At 64.9% G+C, this 22946-nt stretch carries 23 protein-coding genes, 1 tRNA gene and 1 pseudogene; 17 read left to right on the top strand and 8 right to left on the bottom strand.

The window, feature by feature from the left end:
• Positions 1-68 precede the first annotated feature (68 nt).
• The 9 genes from AC6I65_RS06670 (at position 69) to yqeC (ending at position 9570) form a co-directional block, all read left to right on the top strand.
• Positions 69-1238, top strand: coding sequence for a thiolase domain-containing protein (locus AC6I65_RS06670; RefSeq protein ID WP_497901149.1), 1170 nt, complete (start codon positions 69-71; stop codon positions 1236-1238).
• Positions 1235-1612, top strand: coding sequence for a Zn-ribbon domain-containing OB-fold protein (locus AC6I65_RS06665; protein ID WP_497901148.1), 378 nt, complete (start codon positions 1235-1237; stop codon positions 1610-1612). The genes AC6I65_RS06670 and AC6I65_RS06665 overlap by 4 nt, the downstream gene beginning before the upstream one ends.
• Positions 1613-1950: 338 nt before the next feature.
• The gene (locus AC6I65_RS06660) at positions 1951-3402 is read left to right on the top strand and encodes an ABC transporter substrate-binding protein (protein ID WP_497901147.1); all 1452 of its coding nucleotides are present in this window, start codon (positions 1951-1953) and stop codon (positions 3400-3402) included.
• Between the two features lie 5 nt (positions 3403-3407).
• The gene (locus AC6I65_RS06655) at positions 3408-4343 is read left to right on the top strand and encodes an ABC transporter ATP-binding protein (RefSeq protein WP_497901146.1); all 936 of its coding nucleotides are present in this window, start codon (positions 3408-3410) and stop codon (positions 4341-4343) included.
• Positions 4340-5038, top strand: coding sequence for an ABC transporter ATP-binding protein (locus AC6I65_RS06650; RefSeq protein ID WP_497901145.1), 699 nt, complete (start codon positions 4340-4342; stop codon positions 5036-5038). Before AC6I65_RS06655 ends, AC6I65_RS06650 begins: the two co-directional genes overlap by 4 nt.
• A gap of 77 nt (positions 5039-5115) precedes the next feature.
• Complete coding sequence (locus AC6I65_RS06645; protein WP_497903173.1) at positions 5116-6234, top strand: branched-chain amino acid ABC transporter permease; 1119 nt, start codon at positions 5116-5118, stop codon at positions 6232-6234.
• A gap of 28 nt (positions 6235-6262) precedes the next feature.
• On the top strand, positions 6263-7594 hold the full coding sequence (locus tag AC6I65_RS06640) for a branched-chain amino acid ABC transporter permease (protein WP_497903172.1): 1332 nt from the start codon (positions 6263-6265) through the stop codon (positions 7592-7594).
• A gap of 97 nt (positions 7595-7691) precedes the next feature.
• The gene (locus tag AC6I65_RS06635; protein WP_497901144.1) at positions 7692-8714 is read left to right on the top strand and encodes a 3-oxoacyl-ACP synthase; all 1023 of its coding nucleotides are present in this window, start codon (positions 7692-7694) and stop codon (positions 8712-8714) included.
• An 85-nt stretch (positions 8715-8799) separates the two neighbouring features.
• Positions 8800-9570, top strand: coding sequence for a selenium cofactor biosynthesis protein YqeC (gene yqeC / locus AC6I65_RS06630; protein ID WP_497901143.1), 771 nt, complete (start codon positions 8800-8802; stop codon positions 9568-9570).
• A gap of 39 nt (positions 9571-9609) precedes the next feature.
• On the opposite strand, the gene AC6I65_RS06625 is transcribed toward yqeC, so the two are convergent.
• Positions 9610-9993 carry a CBS domain-containing protein gene (locus AC6I65_RS06625; RefSeq protein WP_254155716.1) on the bottom strand — a complete coding sequence of 128 codons (384 nt, stop codon included), beginning with the start codon at positions 9991-9993 and terminating at the stop codon, positions 9610-9612.
• Between the two features lie 74 nt (positions 9994-10067).
• Positions 10068-10634: an 8-oxoguanine DNA glycosylase OGG fold protein gene (locus AC6I65_RS06620; protein WP_497901142.1), complete on the bottom strand. Its 567-nt coding sequence runs from the start codon at positions 10632-10634 to the stop codon at positions 10068-10070.
• A 144-nt stretch (positions 10635-10778) separates the two neighbouring features.
• Between AC6I65_RS06620 and fdhF the strand changes: the two genes are divergently transcribed.
• Positions 10779-12857, top strand: a complete 2079-nt coding sequence (fdhF, locus tag AC6I65_RS06615) for a formate dehydrogenase subunit alpha (RefSeq protein WP_497901141.1) — start codon at positions 10779-10781, stop codon at positions 12855-12857.
• A gap of 87 nt (positions 12858-12944) precedes the next feature.
• Here the strand turns inward: fdhF and udk are convergent, their stop codons facing one another.
• Complete coding sequence (gene udk / locus AC6I65_RS06610; protein WP_497901140.1) at positions 12945-13604, bottom strand: uridine kinase; 660 nt, start codon at positions 13602-13604, stop codon at positions 12945-12947.
• 121 nt (positions 13605-13725) lie between these two features.
• Here udk and AC6I65_RS06605 point away from each other — a divergent pair, with 121 nt between their 5' ends.
• On the top strand, positions 13726-14490 hold the full coding sequence (locus tag AC6I65_RS06605; RefSeq protein ID WP_497901139.1) for an aldo/keto reductase: 765 nt from the start codon (positions 13726-13728) through the stop codon (positions 14488-14490).
• Positions 14491-14551: 61 nt separating this feature from the next.
• Here the strand turns inward: AC6I65_RS06605 and AC6I65_RS06600 are convergent, their stop codons facing one another.
• Together AC6I65_RS06600 and AC6I65_RS06595 are read right to left on the bottom strand one after the other, a co-directional pair.
• Positions 14552-14977 (bottom strand): JAB/MPN domain protein-containing protein, encoded by a 426-nt coding sequence (locus AC6I65_RS06600; RefSeq protein ID WP_497901138.1) that lies wholly within the window; start codon positions 14975-14977, stop codon positions 14552-14554.
• Positions 14978-15061: 84 nt separating this feature from the next.
• On the bottom strand, positions 15062-15745 hold the full coding sequence (locus tag AC6I65_RS06595) for a hypothetical protein (protein WP_497901137.1): 684 nt from the start codon (positions 15743-15745) through the stop codon (positions 15062-15064).
• Between the two features lie 118 nt (positions 15746-15863).
• On the opposite strand from AC6I65_RS06595, the gene AC6I65_RS06590 reads away from it, so the two are divergent.
• Entirely contained in the window at positions 15864-16586 is a 723-nt protein-coding gene (locus tag AC6I65_RS06590; RefSeq protein WP_497901136.1) for a VOC family protein, read from the top strand.
• A 14-nt stretch (positions 16587-16600) separates the two neighbouring features.
• On the opposite strand, the gene AC6I65_RS06585 is transcribed toward AC6I65_RS06590, so the two are convergent.
• On the bottom strand, positions 16601-16891 hold the full coding sequence (locus AC6I65_RS06585; protein WP_497901135.1) for a DUF5779 family protein: 291 nt from the start codon (positions 16889-16891) through the stop codon (positions 16601-16603).
• Between the two features lie 162 nt (positions 16892-17053).
• Between AC6I65_RS06585 and AC6I65_RS06580 the strand changes: the two genes are divergently transcribed.
• From AC6I65_RS06580 to AC6I65_RS06565, 4 genes and pseudogenes are all read left to right on the top strand, one after another.
• Positions 17054-17124 (top strand) — tRNA-Pro (locus AC6I65_RS06580).
• A gap of 167 nt (positions 17125-17291) precedes the next feature.
• A complete protein-coding gene (locus tag AC6I65_RS06575; protein ID WP_497901134.1) occupies positions 17292-17417 on the top strand; it encodes a hypothetical protein in 126 nt (41 codons plus the stop codon).
• Between the two features lie 134 nt (positions 17418-17551).
• Positions 17552-17617, top strand: a pseudogene (locus tag AC6I65_RS06570) (hypothetical protein); the annotation flags it as partial.
• Between the two features lie 228 nt (positions 17618-17845).
• Positions 17846-18628 (top strand): CAP domain-containing protein, encoded by a 783-nt coding sequence (locus AC6I65_RS06565; RefSeq protein ID WP_497903171.1) that lies wholly within the window; start codon positions 17846-17848, stop codon positions 18626-18628.
• 219 nt (positions 18629-18847) lie between these two features.
• On the opposite strand, the gene AC6I65_RS06560 is transcribed toward AC6I65_RS06565, so the two are convergent.
• Complete coding sequence (locus tag AC6I65_RS06560) at positions 18848-19990, bottom strand: S8 family peptidase (protein WP_497901133.1); 1143 nt, start codon at positions 19988-19990, stop codon at positions 18848-18850.
• A gap of 695 nt (positions 19991-20685) precedes the next feature.
• On the bottom strand, positions 20686-22428 hold the full coding sequence (gene ilvD, locus AC6I65_RS06555) for a dihydroxy-acid dehydratase (protein WP_497901132.1): 1743 nt from the start codon (positions 22426-22428) through the stop codon (positions 20686-20688).
• Positions 22429-22630: 202 nt separating this feature from the next.
• On the opposite strand from ilvD, the gene AC6I65_RS06550 reads away from it, so the two are divergent.
• Complete coding sequence (locus AC6I65_RS06550) at positions 22631-22909, top strand: HalOD1 output domain-containing protein (protein WP_497901131.1); 279 nt, start codon at positions 22631-22633, stop codon at positions 22907-22909.
• The last annotated feature ends 37 nt before the right edge of the window (positions 22910-22946 follow it).

The raw sequence follows: 22946 nt of genomic DNA, 5'->3' as shown, positions 1-22946 counted from the left end.
GCTCGCGGATCCGACGACGAGACGGGAATTCCACATTGTTTTTGAACACGGACCACTTCCGTTCGCGTATGCACCAGGCACGTATCGTCGGGGTTGGCATGACCAACTTCGGCGTCCACGACCGGCCGCTTCCGGAACTCTTCTCGAGCGCGGCGTTCGACGCGATGGACGACGCGGGTGTCGACGCGCCCGCCATCGAGTCGTTCTACCTCGGGAACGCCATGGGCGGGCAAACCGAGCGGGACACCCACCTCGCGCCGACGCTGGCGAGTCACATCGGCCTGGCGGGCATCCCCTGCCAGCGCTACGAGGACGCCTGTGCGACCTCCTCGAACGCGTTCAAACACGCCGTCCGCGCGGTCGAGGCCGGCCAGCACGACGTCGTCCTCGTCGGCGGCGTCGAACGCTGCACCCCGACGACGGGCCTCGACACGCCCGAAATGACGTCCGTCTTCGCCTCCGCCTCTCACCGCCAGTACGAACAGCCGACCGGACTCTCCTTCCCCGGCGTCTTCGGCCTGCTGACGACGCGGCACATGCACGAGTACGGGACAACCGAGGAGGACCTCGCCGCCGTCGCGGTCAAGAACCACCACCATGGAACCTACAACCCGCGCGCGCAGTTCGGCTCGGAGACGACGGTTGAGGAGGTCCTCGAGAGCCCGATCGTCGCCTCGCCGTTCCACCTGTTCGACTGCTGTCCGTTCTCCGACGGCGCAGCGGCGGTCGTCGTCGCCAACGAGGAGGCAGCGGCCGACCTCTCGAGCGAGTCCGTCGCCGTCTCCGGTGTCGGCCACGCCACGGACACGATTCCGCTCGCGGACAAAGCCGACTTCACGGCGACGCAGTCGGCTCGAGATGCCGCGAGCCAGGCCTACGAACAGGCCGGCGTCGGCCCCGACGACGTCGACGTGGTCGAACTCCACGACTGCTTTACCGGCGCGGAGGTGCTGGCCATCGAGGCGCTCGGCTTCTTCGAGGACGGCGAGGGCGGCCCGGCCGCCGCGGACGGGGAAACCGCGCTCGGCGGTCGCATCCCAGTCAACCCGAGCGGCGGCCTCAAAGCGAAAGGCCACCCCATCGGCGCCACCGGGGTCGCACAGCTGGTCGAACTCACCGAACACCTCCGCGGGGAGGCCGGCGAGCGCCAGGTCGAGGGCGCCCGTCGCGGGCTCGCACACAACCTGGGTGGCGACGCCGGAACCACGATTGTCTCCATCCTGGAGGTGGACGCATGAGCGACGCACTCCCCAACCCCCTGACCCACGCCGAGTGGACCGAGGCGCTCCGCGACGGTCGGCTCCTGGGCCAGCGCTGTGGCGCCTGCGGCAACGAGACGGCGGCGCCGAAGGCCGCCTGCAACGAGTGTGGCTCCCGCGAGATCGAGACGGTCGAACTGCCGACGGAGGGAACGGTGTATACCGTAACGACCATCGCCGTCGCCCCGGCAGCCTTCGAGGGCAGCTACCGCGTCGCGGTAATCGACCTCGGCACCGAGGGCACCGCCCGCGTGACCGCCCGTCTCGAGGGCGACTGTGACGCCGAGATCGGCGACACCGTCGTGTTCTCGGACGTGCTCGAGGTCGACGAGCCGGTACCTGTTTTCGGCTGAACTGCCTCCGAGGGCCTGCCTCGAGTTCCGAACGTGCTCGAGTCGCCAGGGATTGGGACCGAGGCCTGGAGACCGAATTGGCGAGACGCGCCGCCGCTCGAGGCGGCCAACCGTTCGGCACTTTCGACTTTGCGGACCACTCCGAGGCCGTCAACCTCGAAAAGCTGTGTGACGTGGGGGTGCTGGCCACGGGTAAACAGCCGATACCACTATATCTATTATATTGTTTTAGTACACATTCTATAGCGAATACACACGTTCGAGACGACCGTCGACGCCTCGAGGTTCGTATATCAACCGTCCCTGCTTAGGAGGGGGAATCCATCTAGTGAGCTAGTATGGCACGAGGTACCAACCGGCGGGACGTGCTCCGGCGAACGGGTGCGCTCGCCGCGCTCGGATCGGCCGGACTGGCAGGGTGTATCGCGGACGAGAACGGAAACGGCAACGGCGGGAACGGTGGCAACGGCGGTAATGGTGGAAACGGCGATAGCGACGGGAACGGCAATGGCAACGGCGACGGGAACGGCAGCCAGCAGGTCTCCGACGAGACGATCCGCATCGGCGCCTTACAACCTGTCTCCGGCGACCTCGAGTACTACGGCCAGATCAGCCTCATGGGCTTCTACTCGGGCATCGCCTACAAGTACGACATCGACCCCGTCACCGAAATGACGACGGGAACTCACACCCTCGACCCCGACGACGGCCCAACCTTCGAGTTCATCGTCGAGGACACCGGATTCGTCCCGGACACGGCACAGGAGGCCGCCGAAAGCCTCGTGCTAGACGAGGAGGTCGACCTCCTCTTTGGCGCCTCGAGTTCCGACTCCGCGCGCCGGCTCTCGGCGAACATCCTCGACGAGGCCGGGATTCCGTACATCGCGGGACCGTCCGCGGACGCGGACATCACCGCCTCGAGCGAGCACTGTCACGAGTTGCTCTTCCGGGCGAGCGAACACACGGGGATGGACGCCCGCGCGGGCGGTCGATACGTCGCCCAACAGGGTGACGTCTCGACGGTCGCCATCTTCGCCGCAGAGGGTGCCTTCGGCGAAGGCGTCGCGAACAACTACACCGAAGTGCTCGAGAGCGAGGGCGTCGAGGTACTCGAGCCGCGGTTCGTCGAGCCGGGGTACAGCGAGTTCGAGGGACTGTTCGACGAAGCCCTCGACCAGGGCGCAGACGGCGTCGTCGGCGGGTTCACCTTTATCACGCTGCCAGAGTTTCTCCCAACGGCGATGGCGTACGACGAGATCCAGGCCTTCGGCGGGTTTGCGGAGCTCGTAACGACCCAGATCACGGGTCAAGCCGTCGAGGCGACCCTCGGCGAGGACTTCACGGCCGAGGACATCCAGGCGTCCGGGCTCGGACCGTTCACGACCCGCTACCACTGGAACCAGTACGACAACGAGATCAACGACGCTTTCATCGATATGCACACCGAGGCGTACGGCCTCATGCCCGACCTGTTCAGCGCGGGCACCTTCGTCAGCGGCTCGGCGCTCGTCCAGGCTATCGACGAGACCGGATCGGTCGACAGCGGCGACATCGCCGACGCGATGCGCGGCATGACGGTGACGGACACGCCGAAGGGCGAGGGCGCGTACACCTTCCAGGAGCACAACAACCAGGCCGCCTCGGCGATGACTGTCGCCTGGCCGGTCCCGACCAGCGACGACGTCTCCGAGTACTGGGACGCCGCCGTGATGCCGGGCGAGCCGGTCGAGACCATCCCGGCCGACGAGGTCATGATCCCGGCCGACGAGGCTAGCTGTTCGCTGAACTGATCGTCATGGTGCTCCGGACGACCAATTTGACGAAGGAGTTCGGCGGCATCACCGCCGTCGACGGCGTTGACTTCAGCCTCGAGGCCGGCGAACTCTGCTCGGTGATCGGTCCGAACGGGGCCGGGAAGACGACGTTTTTCAACCTGCTGACGGGCGTGCTCGAGCCGACGCAGGGGACGGTCGAGTTCGCCCCGAGCGGTAGCGACGGCGCTCGTCGCGCCGCCGCCGCTGAATCGACTGCAATCGACACCGGGTCGACCGCAACAACCAGTGACGAGTCCAGACAGTGGGTCGACATCACCGACGCCCCGCCCCACGAGACGGCGCTACTCGGCCTGCACCGGTCCTACCAGATCACGAACGTCTTCCCGACCGTTTCGGTCCTCGAGAACGTCCGCGTGGCCGTCCAGGCCCACCGCGGCAACGACTCCTGGCGGTTCTGGCGCAACGTCGGCGCCTTCGACGACCACTACGCCGAAGCCGAGGCCATCCTCGAGCGGGTTGGCCTCGCTGCGGAAGCCGACCGGACCGCCCAGAACCTGAGCCACGGCGAGAAGCGCAACCTCGAGATTGGCATCGCACTGGCCGGCGACCCGGACGTGCTGTTGCTCGACGAACCGACCGCGGGCGTCTCGAGCGAAGATGTCGACCAGGTCACGGCGATTATCGAGGACGTCGCCGCCGATCACGCGGTCATGCTAATCGAGCACAACATGGACGTCGTCATGGGGATCAGCGATCGCATCGCAGTGCTCAACCGCGGCGAGTTGATCGCCGACGGCGAGCCCGAGACGGTTCGCGAGAGCGAGGCCGTCCAGCGGGCGTATCTGGGGGGCTACGACGGCGACGGCGACGGTGACGGCGGCAGTGACAGTGGTAGCGACGCCGGATCCTCCCGAACCGACGACGGGACCGGGTCGTCGACGGGGGTGGCGTCGTGAGCCTGCTCGAGCTCGAAGGCGTCCACACGTACTACGGCGAGAGCCACATCCTCCAGGGCGTGGACCTCCACGTCGAAGAGGGCGAGGTCGTCGCTCTGATCGGCCGCAACGGCGTCGGGAAGACGACGACTCTGCGGACGATCCTCCAGTTGACGCCGCCGCGAGAGGGAACGGTTCGCTACGCGGGCGAGGACGTCACCGACCTCCCGACGCACGAGGTCGCCTCCCGCGGCATCGGCTGGGTACCCGAGGAGCGACGGATGTTCGGCTACCTCAGCGTCGAGGAGAACCTGCGGGTCGCTGTCGGCCCGGAGGGCGACTTCGACGTGCTGCGAGACGAGATGTTCGACCTGTTCCCGGACCTCGAGCGCTTCCGCGAGAAGGAAGCCCGGAACCTGAGCGGCGGGCAACAGCAGATGCTGGCCATCGCCAGGGGCATCGTCGGCGGAAACGATCTCCTCCTGGTCGACGAGCCGAGTGAGGGGTTAGCCCCGCTGATCGTCGACCAGGTCGTCGAGGCCCTGCGCGACGTCTCCGCGGACACCACGATGGTGCTGGTCGAGCAGAACTTCCCGCTGGCGATGGACCTCGCCGATCGCTTCTACCTGCTCGATCACGGTACGGTCGTCGAGTCGGGTTCGACGGAGGGCGTCACCGCCGACGACGAACAGATACGGAGGTATCTCTCGGCATGATCAGTACGTTCGGCACGATTGGTTCGTTCTCGTCCCTCCCGCTCGGCACGAACGCGCTGTTCGTCTCGCTCCTGGCGATGCTCGAGGTCGGGTTCGGTCCCGGTGTCGTCGGACTGCTCGAGACCGGAACCGGCCCCAGCGTCCTCGGACTCCTCGAGCCCTCGTTCGCGCTCGAGTGGCTCGGAACGGTCGCCTCTGTTGCCGCTGTCGCCCCGCTCGAGGGGCTCGACACCGTCGCTCGCATCCTCATCGAGGGTCTCGGCAAGGCGTCGATCTACTTCATCATCGCTATCGGCCTCACCCTCGTGTTCGGACTGATGGGCGTGCTCAACTTCGCCCACGGCGCGTTCGCGATGGTCGGCTCCTACGTCGGCGGCGTTCTGATGGTCCTGCTCGTCGCCTCGAGCGCGGGCGCGGCGACTCGGATCTTCTTCTTCGTCGTCGTCGTGGCCATCGTCTTCGCGCTGTTGACAGCCGTCGGCGCCGCCCTCGAGGTTGGCCTCGTTCGCCCGATCTACGACCGCACGCCGATGTACCAGATCCTACTGACCTTCGGCGTGGGGCTCATCCTCGAGGAGGTAGCCAGAATCGTCGCCACCGCTCGCGGTATCCAGCCCGAGCCGAAGTGGTCCGGGGCGCAGGCGACGATTCCGTCGGCCCTCGACGCGCCGTCGGAGATCCTACTGACGCTCTTTGGCGCCCGTATCCGCGGATTCTACCTGTTCGCCATCGTCGCCGGCGCGATCCTGGCCGTCGTCGTCTGGGCGTTCCTGACCCGGACGCTGTACGGCCTCTACATCCGGGCCGGCAGCGAGGACTCGGAGATGGTCGAGGCCCTCGGGATCGACGTCCGCCGGGCGTTCACTATCGTCTTCGGCCTCGGGACCGGCCTCGCGGCCGTCGGCGGCGTCTTCCTCATGTGGGACCCGACCGCCGGCCCGAGCGTGTTGCTCAACCTCGAGGTCCTGCTATACGCGTTCGTCGTCGTCGTCATCGGCGGACTGGGGTCGTTCAAGGGGACGGTCGTCGCCGCGCTGATCGTCGGGCTGGCCGACTCGCTGACGACGTGGTTATTCACCTCCGGAACCGTGCCCTTCCCGGGCCTCTCCGAAGTCACGCTGTTCACGTTACTCGTGATCGCGCTCGTGATCCGCCCGCAGGGACTGTACGGCGTCGAGGAGGTGGGCGGCCATTAGCTCCTCGTCCGACCTCGAGACCGAGGCCATCGAGGAGCACGACGAGGGAGCAGATCGAAAGCGCGATACACCGCCTCGAGGTGACAGTCGCGCCGGTAGCGACTGGCCCCGCCAGTACCTTCGCGATCACCTGGCCCACGTCGCCGTTATCGCGTTCTTCGCGGTGTACCCCATCGTCTACGGACCGTTGACCGGATTTCCGGCGCTTGACGTCGGCGTCGGGATCATCGATCCGGGCGCGTTCTTCGACGCGTTCCTCCCGGCGACGACGTTCCTGATCGCGATGCTGTTCCTGGGGTTGTTCGCGATGAGTTTCGACTTCGTCAGCGGCTACACGGGTTACCTCTCGTTCGGCCACGCCGCGTTCTACGGCATCGGGGCGTACTTCATCGTCCTCGTGGCCAACGGGAAAGTGCCGGGGCTCCCCGACAGCACGCCGTTCATGGTGACGATGCTGCTGGGCGCCCTGCTCGCCGTTGTCCTCGCGCTGCTGATCGGCGCGGTCTCGTTCCGACTGTCGGGGGTGTACTTCGCCATGCTCACCCTCGGGTTCGCCCAGGTGCTCTACCAGCTTGTGCGCAACTGGGACTACGTCGGCTCGAACCCACAGCAGGGACCGAACCTCGCCGGGCCGACCCCGGAGGTGGGCGTCCCCTACGTCGACTCCCTGTCGATCGCGCTCGGACGGCTCGCTGGTGACAGCTTCGAGAACGTCCTCGGAACCGGCATCGACGTCTCGGCGACGATGACCTCCTACTACGCCATCGGGATCATCGTCGTCCTCTCGTACTTCGCGATGCAGCGGATCGTCCACTCCCCGTTCGGTCGCGTGATGATCGCTATCCGGGAGAACGAGGAACGCGCCCGCGCCGTCGGCTACAACGTCTTCTGGTACAAGATGGCCGCCTTCGGCATGAGCGCCTTCTTCGCTGCCATCGCGGGCGCGCTGTTCGCGGCCTACCGGAGCAGCGCCGCCCCCGACACGACGTTCTACTTCCTCGTCACGGCCGACGCGCTCATCGTGACGATCATCGGCGGCATCGGGACGCTCGCCGGGCCGCTCTTCGGCGCGTTTACCTTCGAGTGGCTCGAGGACGTGCTCTCCTCCCAGCAGAGCGGACTCGCACCGTACCTCCGGGGCGGGCTTCCCGAGAGCGTCCTGAACGCGGACGTCGCCGGCGTGACGTTCCTCGACGTGATCAACACGGTGATCGACGGACGCGCGCCGCTGTACCTGGGAATCGTCTTCGTCCTGTTCGTGCTGTTCGTCCCCAACGGCTTGCTCGGGTCGATCCGCGACCGACTCGGTGGGACCGTCGCGAACCGACTGCCGGCCCACCTCGAGCGCTACCGACGATGACTCCACGTTTCACCAGGCCACGACGGTATCGCGACCACCCGATTTCCGATCGACCTCGCGCTAGAGTCGACCGTTCCCCCACGCGAGGTGACCCGCGATGACGACCGTCGGCCTCACCGGATACGGCCGCTACCTCCCCGACGAGGTCGTCACCGGCGAGGAGATCGCTGCCCAGAGCGGGATCCCAGAATCGGTCGTCGTCGAGAAGATGGGCGTCCGCGAGAAGCGCGTCTGCCCGCCCGACGACGACCACGTCACGGACATGTGCGTGGCTGCCGCGGAGGACGCCCTCGAGATGGCCGACCGCGACCCCGAGGATGTCGACCTCGTGCTCTACCACGGGAGCGAGTTCAAGGACCACGTCGTCTGGTCGGCCGCGGCCAACGTCGCCGAACGGCTGGGCGCGGAGAACGCGTTCGCCACCGAGAGCTACACCCTCTGTGCCGGGGCGCCCATCGCGATCCGGCAGGTACGAGCCCAGCTGCAGGTCGACCACCTCGAGACCGCCCTGCTCGTCGCCGGCAGCCGCGAGGAGGACCTGGTCGACTACGAGAACGAACAGTCCTCGTTCATGTTCAACTTCGGCTCCGGGGCCAGCGCGATGGTCCTGGAGGCCGATCCCGGGTCCCGAGCACGGGCACTGGTCCACGAGAGCGCCGCCCTCACGGACGGCTCGTTCTCGAAGGACGTGATCATGCCCGCGGGCGGCTCGCTCGAGCCCGCCAGCGAGGAGAGCATCGCCGCGGGGCGACACACCCTCGACGTACCCGACCCGGACGGGATGAAAGAACGGCTGGCACCCGTCTCGCTCCCGAACTACCTCGAGGTGGCGGACGCGGCGCTCGAACGTTCCGGGTTCGCTCGTGACGACCTCGACTTCGTCGCCGTCACCCACATGAAGCGGTCGTTCCACGACCTGCTGTTCGAGGAACTGGGGCTCGATCCGGCGACCGACGGCGTCTACCTCGACGCCTACGGCCACGTCCAGAGCGTCGACCAGGTGCTCGCCCTCGAGGACGGTCGTCGGGCGGGGCTGCTCGAGGAAGGCGACCTGGTCTGCTTCCTCGCCGCCGGCACGGGCTACACCTGGGCGGCGACGGCGTTGACCTGGCTCGGGTGACTGGTACACGGGCCGGTGATCGCTACGCGGCTCGGATGATCGGCATTTACCTAGGTTTTTGCCCGCATCCGTCCACTCTCCAGTTATGACAGACGCGCTCGTCCGGGCACTCCAGGCCGACACCGGCGTCACGGCCGTCGTCGGCGCCGGCGGAAAGAAATCGACGCTCTACACGCTCGCCGACCGCCTCGGGCGCGCCGTACTGACGGCGACGGTACGCATTCCAATCTTCGACGAGCGGGTGGCCGACGTGGTGCTCACGCCCGACCCCGTGGGCGAACTCGAGGACCACTTGCGAGAAGAAGCTGAATCAGCAGTCTGGCCCCTCGGACTGGTCCCCGAGCGAGACCGGAGCGACCGCTATCGAGGTTACGAACCGGATGAAATCGACGCGATGGCCGACGTCGACGGCGTCGACCACGTGCTCGTCAAGGCCGACGGCGCCCGGACGCGGCTGTTCAAGGCGCCGAACGAACGCGAACCCCAGATCCCGTCCGTCGCAGACACCGTTCTCGCCATCGCTAGCTGCCACACCGTCGGGCGACCCCTCGACGCCGAGACCGTTCATCGACCGGAGCGCGTGGCCGAACTAACCGGCCGTAGCGCTGGCGAACCGATCACGCCGACGGACGTCGCGACCGTCCTCACCCATCCCGACGGCGGGCTGAAACGGGTTCCCGAGGGTGCGGCCTTCGTTCCGGTCGTGAACATGGTCGACGACGACGGCAACCTCGAGACCGCTCGAGCCATCGGGGAGGCGATTATCGAGGACGACGAGGCGAGCGAGGGTCGGGTCTCTACGGTCGTTCTCACGAGCATGATCCGCGAGGAGCCGCTGGTGACCGTCCTCGAATGAGTTCTGGCTCCGGTTTCACGCAGGGTATCCAGCCCAGTTTCAACGCGGAGACTCGGAGAGGTGAGCGGTCACGTCGGTCGAGGAGACCATCCCGACGTAGTCGCCGTCGACGACCGGGAGGTGCTTGATTCCGTACGTCGTCATCATCGCGGCGACTTCCTCCATGTAGAGATCCGGGGTGGCCGTCTCGACGTCGGTCGTCATCACGTCGGCCACCGTCAGTTCCGCAACGTTCCGTCCCTGCGCGACTGCCTCGAGTACGTCCGTACTGCTAATGATCGCTCGCGGCGTGGTCGGGACGACCAGGGCGCTGATGTCCCCGTCGCGCATTCGCTGGGCAGCGTCCATCACCGTCGCGTCCTTCGAAATCGTTTCCAGTGGACTGGACATGACGTCTCCGACCGTCGTTCTGTCGTTCGACATACCCGTACGACGGGCACGAAACGTATGGTGTTTTCCCTCGAGGCCTCGGGCTCCCCGCTCGAACGGTGCACTCGTTACGCCAGTCCGTCGCTTCCGAGTCGCCAGAGTGCCCGGTACAGCGACACCAGTCCGAGATCGTGGTCGCGAGCGAGGTTTCGACAGCACTCGAGGTAGCGCCGGTAATCCTCGACGTCGATCGGGTCGGGTGGCGGCGTCTCGAGCGAGCCGCGTTCGGCCACCGTGGTCCACAACTGCCGGTCGACGACGAGGTAGCGTTCGGGGTCAGCGTAGTGCAGAAACGCCGAGGCGGCGGGCACGTCGACGCCCTCGAGCGCGGTCAACGACTCGAGCGCCGCTTTCGCGCCGTCCGCTCTCGCGGCATCGACGGCCGTCTCGACAGCCGTCTGGAGGTCGTCCCACCCGTTCTCTTGAAACGCCGACTCCGCCGGGTGTGGCTCGCTCGAGCGGGTGCGTCGGGAGTACCAGCGAACGACCCACTCGACGTCTTTCCAGAGGAACGAGCCGTCGGCGAACGCCGCGGGCAGTGTCTCGAGACGCTCGTCCTCGACGGTCGCGAACGGCTCGTATTCCTCGTAGGCGGCGGCCGCTCGCTCGAGTTCCCCAGTTTCAGATCCGTCCATCGAGTCGACCGACGGTCCGAACCGACAAAAACCGTTGCCGGAGCGAGCGAACGGTTTTGGCGATTCTCGGCGATCCATCCCGTCCGGTGACTGTCCGCTCGAGACTCCCAAAGACTGATACGTGTAATGGTAGCAATCGACAGTATGAGCTCCGAGAACGAGGGCGTCGAGACGATCTGTCCGTACTGCGGCGTCGGCTGCGGGCTCACCTTACAGGAGGGTGAGGAGGCGGGCGACGTCACTCTGAAGCCGTGGTTCGACGCGCCCGTGAACGAGGGTGCACTGTGCATCAAGGGCGGGGCCTCGCCGCAGGTGGTCAACCACGAGGATCGATTGAAGACGCCGCTAATTCGCGAAGACGGCGAGTTCCGCGAAGCGACCTGGGAGGAGGCCCTGGACCTGGTCGTCTCGGAACTCGAGCGAATCAGCGAGGAACACGACCCCGACGCGGTGGGCTTTTTCGGCTCCTCGAAGGTGATGAACGAGGAGAACTACCTGCTCCAGAAACTCGCCCGACGCTACGGGACGAACAACGTCGACAACTGCACCCGAATGTGTCACGCCTCGACCGTCTACACGCTCCGCCAGAGTCTGGGCGCCGGCGCGATGACCAACAGCATGGCCGACCTCGAGACCCACGGCGACGTCTACTGGGTCCAGGGGGCGAACCCCGCCGAACAGCACGTCATCGCCCACAGCAACTACTTCCGCCGGGCCGTCCGCGAGGGGGCGACGCTGATCCAGGTCGACCCACACGCCAACAAGACGAGCCGGGACGCGGACATTCACCTCCAGCTCGAGCCCGGTACCGACATCCCACTGTTGAACGTCGTCCTGCACACGATTCTCGAGGAGGGGCTGTACGACGAGGACTTCGTGAAGGAACGAACGCGAGGGTTCGACCACCTCGAGGCGACCCTCGCGGACTTCGACGCGGCGGCGGCCGCCGACACCTGTGGCGTTCCGCTCGAGGACATCCAGGAGGCCGCCCGGATCTACGCCGAGGCCGAAAACAGCGCCATCTTCACCGGCATGGGGATGAGCCAGCACGCCTGCGGCGTCGACAACGTCCAAAACGAGGTCAACCTCGCACTGATCACCGGCAACGTCGGGCGCCCCGGCACGGGCGTCAACCCGCTTCGCGGCCAGAACAACGTCCAGGGCACCTGCGACGTGGGCGCGATGCCGAACGTCCTCCCCGGCTACCAGAACGTCGACGACGACGAAGCCCGGGAGGCGGTCGAATCGGTCTGGGGTTTCGAGATTCCACCCGAACCGGGGCTGACGAACGTCGAGGTCTCGAACGCCATCGGCGACTCGGTCCACGGACTCTACGTCATGGGCGAGAACCCGGTGATGAGCGAACCCGACGCCCTCGAGGTCGAAAAACGCATAGCCGACCTCGAGTTCCTCGTCGTCCAGGACATCTTCATGACCGACACGGCGGAATTCGCGGACGTGATACTGCCCGCCACGTCCTGGGCCGAACGTGGCGGCACGGTCACCAACACCGACCGACGCGTCCAGCGGATGCGAAAGGTGACCAACGTCCCCGGAAACACCCGCCACGACCTGGACATCCTCTGTGACGTCGGTACCCGACTCTTTGGTTCGGGATTCGACTTCGACGGCCCCGAAGCCGTCTTCGAGGAACTCCGGGAGGTGTGTCCGATTTACCACGGCATGACCTACGACCGCATCGGCCGCGAGGGCATCCAGTGGCCCTGTTACGAACCGGGCGACGAGGGCGACCAGTACCTCTACGCCGATTCGTTCGATACCGAGGACGGCCTCGGCGTCGTCCGCGGCGTTCGCCATCAGGCACCTGACGAGGTTCCGGACGACGAGTTCCCGCTCGTGCTCACGACCGCCCGCCTCGAGGAACACTACAACACGGGGACGATGAGCACCCGGTCGCCGACGCTTCGCCGGAAGACTCCCGAAAACTTCGTCGACGTCCACCCCGCCGACGCCGCGAACCGGGGAATCGAGGACGGGGAGTACGTCGTGCTCCGATCCCGTCGCGGCGAGATCGTCCTCGAGGCGAACGTCACTGAGGACATCAAGGAGGGCGTCGTGTGGACCACCCCGCACTTTTCGGACGCCCGAGCGAACACGCTGACGAACGACGTGTTGGATCCGCTGGCGAAGATTCCGGAGTACAAGGCGGCCGCGGCTGAGGTCGAACCGGTCGGCGAGGGTAGGGCGCCGGCCGACGACTGACCGCGGTCAGCGAGGGTGGAGCGCTGACCGACGACTGATCGGGCTCGAGTCGTCGCGGCTGGAACGAGAAAAGAGGATAACGGCGGCTCAGTCGTTATCCAGCGTCTCGAGCGGCTCTCGCGGCTCGAACTCCTCGGAGAGCTCCGACTCGATCTTCTCCGTGAGCAGGTCGATCGCCATCCGGTTGACCCCCTCGGGGATGATGACGTCCGCGTGCTTCTTCGTCGGCGCGACGAACCGCTCGTGCATCGGCTTGACCGTCTCGAGGTACTGGTCGATGACGCCCTCCAGGTCCCGGCCGCGGTCGATCACGTCCCGCTGGATCCGCCGGAGGATGCGGACGTCCGCGTCGGTCATGACGTAGACGCAGAGGTCGAGCATCGCGAGGATCACGTCGTCGTACAGCGCGAGGATCCCCTCGACGACGATGACGTCCGTGGGCTCGACGGTGACCGTCTCGTCCATTCGGTTGTGGCGCTCGAAGTCGTACTGGGGCATCTCGATCGATTGCCCCATCGAGAGCGTGTCGAGGTGCTCGCGCAGGAGTTCCCACTCGAAGGCCGAGGGGTGGTCGTAGTTGACCTCGGTCCGTTCCTCGTACTCGAGATGCGAGAGGTCCTCGTAGTAGTTGTCGACGGGGATTCGAGTGACGGCTTCGCCGACCGCCTCGGCGACGTCGCGGGCGACGGACGTCTTCCCGGCGCCCGTTCCCCCGGCGATCCCGATGACGAAGGAGGGGATACTCATTACTCGAGGATCGAAACGCACGGTTAAGAAGACGGTGGTCTCGGGCGGCTCGAAAGGGACGCAGCGCGAGACCCGGATAGCCGACCGGGACACCGAAATACCGCCGACCGATAGTCGACGTATGGACCTGCCACCGATCGGCCTCGGCACGATGGGCATCGAGGACCCGGACGTGATCGCGACCGCCCTCGAGGTCGGCTACCGTCACCTCGACACCGCACATATCTACGGCAACGAGGCCGTCGTCGGTGAGGGAATCGCCCGGAGCGACGTCCCGCGAGACGAGCTCACCGTCGCCACCAAAGTCTGGGCCGACAGCCTCGCCCCCGACGACGTGATCGACAGCACCGACGCGAGCCGCGAGCGCCTGGGGGTGGAGACGATCGATCTCCTGTACGTCCACCGCCCGATCGAGACCTACGACCCCGAGGCGACGCTCCCTGCGTTCGACAGCCTCCGCGAGCGCGGCTGGATCGAACACGTCGGCCTGAGCAACTTCACACGCGAGGAACTCGAGACCGCCCGATCGATCCTCGTGGCCCCGATCGCTGCCCACCAGGTCGAGTTCCACCCGCTCTTTCGATCTCCGGGCCTGCTCGAGCACGCTCGTCGCTACGAATACCCCGTCGTCGCCTACTCGCCGCTCGCCGGCGGTCGGGTGCGCGACCTCGAGCCCATCGTGACGGTCGCCGAGAAGCACGAAACGACGCCCGAGGCGGTGGCACTCGCGTGGGTCCTCACTCACGACGGCGTCCACGCAATTCCGAAAGCCAGCAGCCGCGAGCACCTCGAGGCCAATCTCGACGCAGCCGGACTCAATCTCGAGTCCGGCGACGTCGACGCGATAGACGCGATCGAGCGGCGTAAGGAGCTGTTTCCCGAGTGACGGTTCGACGGATTAGTCCACGGCGAGTTCGCCGACGAGTCCCCGAAAACGTCGAGCCAGACTACTCGAGGGACTCCACCGGCGGCTCCGCGTCGACGACCTCGAGCAACAGTCGCTCGCCGGCCCGATCGAAGGCGGCGAACGACTCGGGGGTCGGTTCCCACGGCGGAACGGCCACGAAGACGACCTCCGCGAGGTCGTCCCGCCGCGTGACCAGCAGTTCGCCGGTCGGGTGGGAGACGAATCGGCCCTGGGTCTCCCTGGCCGGCGTCGACAGGTTGACGCCGAAGACGGCGTTGACCGCGTTGCCGGGGTCGGGCAGGAAGAAGTCTGTGAACACCGGCGTCTCCGCGGGGAGCACACCGGCATCGACGCCCTCGAGCATCGACGACTCCGAGACGGAGAGGCCCGTCGTCAGGCGCGACGGCTCGGCGTCGGCCGCCAACTCGAGCAAGACGTCGACCAGCCCGCGGGTGATGTAGACCACTGTTACGACCTGAGTTCGGCCCGGAGGCTACAAAGACCTGTTCCCGTCATGGGTTGGCTCGCGGCCATAGTTTGGGCCACAGGGTCAAAACGGCAGGAACTGCCGAACCGCCCCGGCGTACACTCTGGGGGTCCGCCGCCGCGACGTATCGAGGGTCTCCGACAGAATCCGAGCCGCGTCGTCGTGGATACCCTCGCCGTGGCCGACCAGAATGCGTTCGGGCCGGTAGCCGCCGAGCGTCCCACGCGGCGGCGACAGACGGCGCATCGGATGGACGCCGAGCGGTTCGTCGCCCGCCAGGAAGTACGCCACGGTCCCGAGCGATTCGGGGACGATCAGCGTTCCACGGACTGGATCGTACAGCCCGACCTCCTGCCAGAATCGCCCGTCCTTCAGCACGAACGACTCGAGGCCCGTGTCCGCAAGTTCGTCGCCGAACCTGACGACCGGCGCGCCGACCTCCTCACTCACGCCGTCGAACCACTCGGGCAGGTAGACCGCGGCGTCGTGGCGTTTGGCGATCGCTCCCGCGTCGCGCTTGTGCCGGTCGAGCATGACGACGACGCCGGCCACCTCGCCGAGCGACGCGAGTAATTCGTCGACCCCATCGGCGTCGACGGGGTCGAACACCCAGACCTCGCCGTCGATTTCGAGGGCGTGGCTGGCCCGCTTCATCGCCTCCTCTGGATGGGCAATCCAGCCGACGCCGCCGTCGAATCGGTCGATCTCCTGGAGGGCCGTCTCACTCTCGTCGACACGAAAGCTCATGCGTAGCCCTTCGAACGCGACGAATATAAACGTCATACAGGCGAACGAACAGGTCGACCGAAGAACAGATACTCGAGGCAGCGATGGGACTTTGAGGCCATCCGGCGTACTCGGACGCATGCTGACCAGGCTGGCCTGGCTGGGGCTGGAAGTCGAGTTCCTCGTACCCGCACGCCGATTCTACGAGGAGACCCTCGAGTTGTCGGTCGTGGATCGCCCCCTCGCTCGGCACGTGAACGAGGCGCGAAGCGACGACGACGGACGAGCGGTCGCGTTCGACGCCGGTGGCACGGACCTGATCCTCCGGCGACCGACGGGACTCCCGCGCGGCGGGCTCCACACCCACTTCGCCTGCTCGATCCCGGCCGCCGAGTACGACGACTGGTGGGACGCACTCGAGGACGAACACGACCTCCAGGAACACACCTTCGGTGACGCTCGCTCGCTCTACCTCTACGACCCCGACGGCAACTGCGTGGAACTGGGCCAGGGCGACGTTCCGGGGCCGGGCATCGACGGCGTGTTCGAGGTCGTCCTCGAGGTCGCGTCGCTCGAGGACGCAGAGGACCGCTACGGACGTCTGGGGTTCGAGACCGTCGACCGCGGCTCGGATCGCCGTCGCGTTCGGATGAACGGCCTCGTTGCCCTCGAACTCTGGGAACCGCAACTAGGGTTGGCCGACGCCAGAGGTGGCGTCCACGTCGACCTGGGATTCGAGACGGACGACCTGGACGCCGTCGAAGCCGTGCTCGAGGAGTGGGTTTGCTCGCTCGAGCGATCCGACTCGCGACTCGTTGGGCGCGACCCCGACGGCCACCACCTGACGGTGTTCGAGGATTGAAAAGCGAAACTCGCTCAGAGGCGGCTCGTGTCCACGTCGACGCCCGGGGGCGCGACGATCAAGAAGCCCCGAAAGTGGACTAACGTGCCGCCCGCTTCCTTGATGTCTCGAGCGAAGCCCGCCGCCAGTTCGTTGACGTCGCCGTTGACGTTCAGTACCAGGACGTTGCCCGCGTTGACGGCCTCGAGCCACTCTTCGGGGTCTTTCGAGCCGTCGAGGACGTCCAGCAGGATGCTCCCCTCGAGCTCGAGTTCGTCGTCGATGTGTTCCTCGACGGTTCGCAGGTCGAGGTCGAAATCGCTCATGTGCGGAGGTTGAACCCCGACGAGAAAAACGTTCCCCCCGTCGGTAGCGCTCCTGGTCGGGAGTCTAGGTGAGGTCGGCGGGTCGGCGGAAGCGGGCGAAGGAGTCACACCCCGCCCCCGAAGCGATACCCTTAAACGACACACGCGCATCGTTCGAGATGCGGGACCGTGGGGTAGTGGTATCCTCTGCGGATGGGGTCCGTAGGACCCGAGTTCGACTCTCGGCGGTCCCACTCATTCATTCGCGATGCTCACTCAATCGTGAGACCGCCGTACATCGCAAACTCTTCGAGTTTGCTCAATCTCGGCGGTCCCATATTCTGACGCGAACAAATCCGTGAGCGCCAGGACTATGCATTGAGCCGAGATCGAACATGCAAAGGTCTCGTATCGGGCCAGGATGTATCGCGAGGAGATCCGTGCGCTCGTCGAGAGCGCCGAGTACGGCATCGAGAGCTACGCCGACCGTATTCAACACATCATGGGCGTGGCGGAGCGCAACGATAGACCGGAATTCTGTGGTTGAGTATATACTACAACATTGATGGACTGGTTCCTCGCTAACATGGATTAGCAAGGCTACTTAGGAGGGTTTGAATCACAAAGGAGAAGACGTCAGGAAATTTTATATAATTGTAGTGAGGTCTGTGACTCACTCAAATGGCGAATTGTTCAGTTTGCGGCGAGGGGGCCAATATGCCTTATACGTGCAACTACTGTGGGAAAACTCACTGCTCTAAACACCGACTCCCTGAGAACCACAGGTGCCCAAGCAGACATAATGCAAAAACGCTAGGTCCAGAATTCCGGAATTGGAATCAATCACAAGATGAAGGATTTCTCGATAAATTAAGGAAATCGGACACATCGGAACGAAAGCAATGTGACCGCTGTTCAGCGTATACTACTCCCGAAAACGACCTTTGCTTGACCTGCCGTCGGGAAGTGAAGAATATGAACCCGAGCCCGGGCACGAAGGTCAATGGGTCACTTTCAAAAGAGACTGCAGAACCGGACTTGAATCACAGTCAACAGTCCCTATTCTCAAGAATTATAGATGAAACGATGAATGTAGTTTTCTTTCCTGTCTTTTTGATCATAGGGGTGCTAATGTTGATTCTCGGATTACCGATCAGGGTTATCAAAGGCGTTGGCCGTTTCATTCGAATGTACTCAACGCCAATTCTGGCTTTACTACTTGTGGCAGGTGTCGCGGGAGGCTTCGTTTACCTGAACGACGAGACTGACCATTTAGAGGGGCTGGCAAATGATCTCCATGACGACCAATCGTTTGATGAAGCAGAAGTCGAACGTATCTTTCACGAGGAGATTAATCAGGTGCGAACAGAGCATGGTGCTGATTCATTGGCCTATGATGACGATCTCGCTATTATAGCTTCCAAGCACAGCAAGGACATGGATACTCGAGACTATTTCGATCACGTGGATCCAAATGGGCAGGACGTCATGGGTCGGTATCGTGATTATGGATATCAATGTGACGCTGGAGGCGAGAACATCGCGCAAACGTTCGTTCATGAACGAGTTAGAGCGTCCTACAAGGGAAGCACAGTTCGAATCACGGATGAAGAGGAACTAGCAAAACATCTTGTGAAAGAATGGATGAATTCACCAGGGCACCGTGAGAATATTCTCCGAACAGAGTGGCACCGGCAGGGGCTTGGTCTACACATTAGCGATGACGGAGAAGTATATGCGACACAGAACTTTTGTTAATCGCTATTGTTCCGTAGCTGACTCGACACGCCAGGACGGGAGACGATTCCCGACCGGGTGATGGCTGAAGACGACGACTGACCGCGAAAAGAACTACGTCTAACTCCATTCCGGATTCGTTCACCCGTTTACGCCCTCGAGTTGACTATCACTCCGTCCTCGTCGTCTCACTGATAACGAGTCGCGTACCGAGCGACGACGAAACGGGGACCGGTCCGTTCAGCTCGAGAGACCGAGCGCCGCGGCGACGTCGAGCAGACCGCTTCCTTGCTCGTTGTCTGAGAGCCCGATGTCCTCGGCCGTGTCTTTCAATTGCTGACGGGCTTCGGTGTTCGTGTAGCCGTTGGCCATCAACTGGCCGCCCGCGCCGGCAACGTGCGGGCAGGCCATCGAGGTTCCGGAGAACGTGTCGTACCCGCCACCGGGAACCGTCGAGTTGACGTCCTCGCCGGGGGCAGCGATCTCGACCTCGGAACCGGTCGAGGAGAAACTGGCCAGCGAGTCGTCCTCGCTGGTCGCGCTGACGGCGATGAACTCCGGATAGGCGGCCGGGTAGCCGACGCAGTCAGAACACGGGCCGGAATTACCCGCGGCGGCGACGAGCAACACGCCGTTGTTGTACGCGTACTGGCCCGCGTCCCTGAGGGTCTGGGAGCCGGAACTCGCGCCGAGGCTGAGGCTAGCGACGTCCCAGCCCTGGTCGGCGACGTACTCGACACCGGCCGCGATATCGGAGAACGATCCGCTGCCGCGCTTGTCGAGGACTTTGACCGCGTGCAGCGTCGCCTCGGTGGAGACGCCGACGACGCCTTCGTTGTTGTCGACGGCGTCGGCGGTCCCCGCACAGTGGGTTCCGTGGTCGTTGTCGTCGTCCCAGTCTTCGGTACACTGTCCGCCTCTACATCTCACGAACGCCCGGCCGTCGCCCAGATTGGCCTGTAGGTCGGGGTGATCGGAGTCGATTCCGGTGTCGAGGATCGCGACGTCGGCCCCGGCGCCGGTCTCGCCGTTGTCGTGCGCGACGTTCGCATCCACGCGGTCGATCCCCCACGGAGTGGATTGGGCGAGCGCGTGCATCTCGCCGTTCTCCTCGACGTATCGTACGTTGGGGTTGTTCTGTAGTCCGGAGACGGCGCGTTTTGGTACCCGAATCGTCACCGCGTCGAACGCGAACTCGCGAACCGTGTCCGAGGCCGCCTCGAGCGCCGCGGTTCGACCGCGGCCGTTCGAGAAGCCGACGTTGACCTCGACGACGTCGTCCGGGTCGGCCGCTGCCAGCCCGGAGACCCCGGCGGTCGCGAGCGTGCCGCCCACTGCTTTCAACACTGTTCGTCTGTCAACTGGGTGCGTGTCCCGTGACATCCGTTTTCACGTGACACTCACCCAATGATGAACGTTTCGGTCGTAACATCCATATGTTAAGTGAATAGCAAATTAAGTAAGGCAATGACGGTCACCATCGTATATAAAAGTACATTCGAACTAATTTGGAGTCAATAAAGATGTAATAACAACTCCCCAACACAACTGTCTGTGCCGGTTGTATCGACGTATCAACGCTATCGATTCACCTACGATGGTCGAGACAGGGGTCGATATCGGCCACACACTGTATGCTCGAGGGTGGACAGCATCCGTCGCATATTCGACTGGAGTAATATCGTCACACGCCAGACCGGCGACTGGTCGAGTGCGCCGTCACGACGTGAAAGGGGCGTTCGCGATGGTTGTGGCGAATCAGTTCACCTGATCGCTCGGAAGTGTTCGGATCCACACCGACAGGAGTGCGTTCCGATCGGGCGGATACGACCGCTCTGGAGCTTTTTCGCTGCGTATACCGATTCGCAGCGTTCGCACACGGCCATGACGCGATTGTGCTCGCGCAAGGCGATCACCCCGGTTTTGAAGACGACACCGAGGAATTTCAATATTCGCCACGGTTTTCTGATACGATGGTGGGGTCGAGGGTCGAGGGTCGAAAGTCGCATGGCGTCTGTGCGAACAGCTAGTGCGGCGAAACGGACGCCCGTCAGTGATAGAACGCCGCCCGCACTCGCTCAGTCTCGAGTGAGCCGCGGATTCGTCACGGCGCCGTTCGACGCCGAGTCGAAATCCCGACAGTACTTCGCCAGAACGCCCCCGTCGTAGACCGGATCGGGACGGTCCCACGCCTCGCGTCGGTCCTCGAGTTCCGCGTCGTCGAGGTCGACCTCGAGTGTCCGGTCGGGGATGTCGACCGTGACGACGTCCCCGTCCTCGAGCAGGCCGATGGGCCCACCGACGAAGGCTTCCGGGGCGACGTGGCCGATCATCGGGCCCCTGGTGCCCCCGGAGAACCGGCCGTCGGTGATGAGCGCGACGTCGTCTTCGTGACCCGCGCCGACGACGGCCGCGGTGACGCCGAGCATCTCGCGCATGCCGGGACCGCCGCGCGGGCCCTCGTTGCGGATGACGATCACGTCGCCGCTCTCGATGTGGCCCTCCTGGACGTAGGCCATGGCGTCTTCCTCGTGCTCGAAGATCCGGGCCGGCCCCTCGTGGTGGAAGGCGTCGTCCCCGGTCACCTTCAACACGGCACCGTCGGGGGCGAGATTGCCCTCGAGGACCTTGATCGCGCCCTCTTCCTCCTTCGGGTTCTCGACGGTGTAGAGGAAGTCCGCCTCGAGGTCGGCGTCGTTCGCCGGCAGGTCACCAGTTTCCTCGAGGTGAGCGAGTTCCTCGGCGATCGTTCGGCCGGTGACGGTCATCGCGTCGCCGTGGAGCAGGTCCGCCTCGAGCAGTCGGCGGAGGACGACCGGGACGCCCCCGAGTTCGTGGAGGTCGTTCATCACGCGCGTGCCGCCCGGTTGGAGGTCGGCAATCTTTGGCGTCCGCCGCGAGATCTCGTCGAAGTCGCCGATCTCGAGGTCGACGTCGGCCTCGCGGGCGAGCGCGAGGAGGTGGAGGACGCCGTTGGTCGACCCCCCGATGGCGGTCTGGAGGGCGATGGCATTCTCGAAGGACTCGCGCGTGACGATGTCCGAGGGGCGCCGATCTTCCTCGATGCACTCGAGGGCGAGTTCGCCCGCGCGTCTGGCGACCTCGTAGCGCGCTTCGTCCTCGGCTGGTGGCGAGGCACTTCCCAGGGGAGCCAGCCCGAGCGCTTCCGAAATCGAGGCCATCGTGTTCGCCGTGAACATCCCGCCACAGGAGCCGGCGCCGGGACAGGCGTGACGCTCGAGGTCGTCGAGTTCCTCCTCGTCCATCTCCCCGGTTCCGTACGCGCCAACGCCTTCGAAAACCTGGACGATGGTCACGTCCCGGCCCTCGTGCTGGCCGGGCATGATCGAGCCCCCATAGAGAAAGACGGAGGGGAGATCGGTGCGGATCGCGGCCATCATCATCCCGGGGAGGTTCTTGTCGCAGCCGGCGACGGTGACGAGGCCGTCCATCCGCTCGCCGAAGCTGACGAGTTCGACGCTGTCGGCGATGAGTTCCCGCGAGATGAGCGAAGCTTTCATCCCCTCGGTTCCCATCGAGATGGCGTCGGAAATGGTGATCGTGCCGAACTCGATGGGCATCCCGCCGGCCTCGTCGACGCCCTCGAGCGCCGAGTCGGCCACGTCGTCGAGGTGGACGTTACAGGGCGTGATGTCCGCGGCGGGGTTCGCCACCCCGATCATCGGCGAGCCGAAATCCTCGTCGTCGAATCCCATCGCCCGGAACATCGCCCGGTGGGGCGCCCGGTCGGCCCCCTCGGTCACGTCGCGGCTGGTCAACCGCTCGTCTTTTCCGTGGTCGAACGCGTCGTCGCTGCTCATGGTCGCCACTTGGCTCGAGCGTGCATAAGTCACCCCACTCGGTCAAGTGGTGCCGGATTTCGAGGACGAATCGTACGTGTTCGGCTCCGTCCGCTGTGGCACACGCTCGATCCAGCGGGTCTGGCAGGAGCATGACGAACGTCAGACTCCTATCACCACACAATCACTGGGATATTTATCGTCGGTTGTAGCCACCACAAATATGCAGGAGGACCACGATATCGGCTACCGGATCATCGAAGCCATCGCCACGCGAGAGGGGATCGACCCGCTCGACGTCGACCCACCGCTCCACGTCGCAATCGACGTCGGTGCACTCGAGGACGTTCTTCGATCGACGAACGATTCCACCTCCATCTCGTTCGAGTACGGCCGGTACACGGTGCACCTCGACGGGCCCGAGTCGGTCCAACTCACCCCGCGTCCCGAGTGTGACTCCTCCACCGCTTGCGGCAGCCAGTCACACCACAGCGAGGCGTAGTCGGGTACGGACGACGGACGTCGGACGACGGACGACC

It is taken from the genome of Natronosalvus sp. KLKA75, from assembly GCF_059736265.1.
The sequence above is the reverse complement of the archived record's forward strand: the minus strand, read 5'-3'. Positions and strand labels throughout refer to the sequence as shown.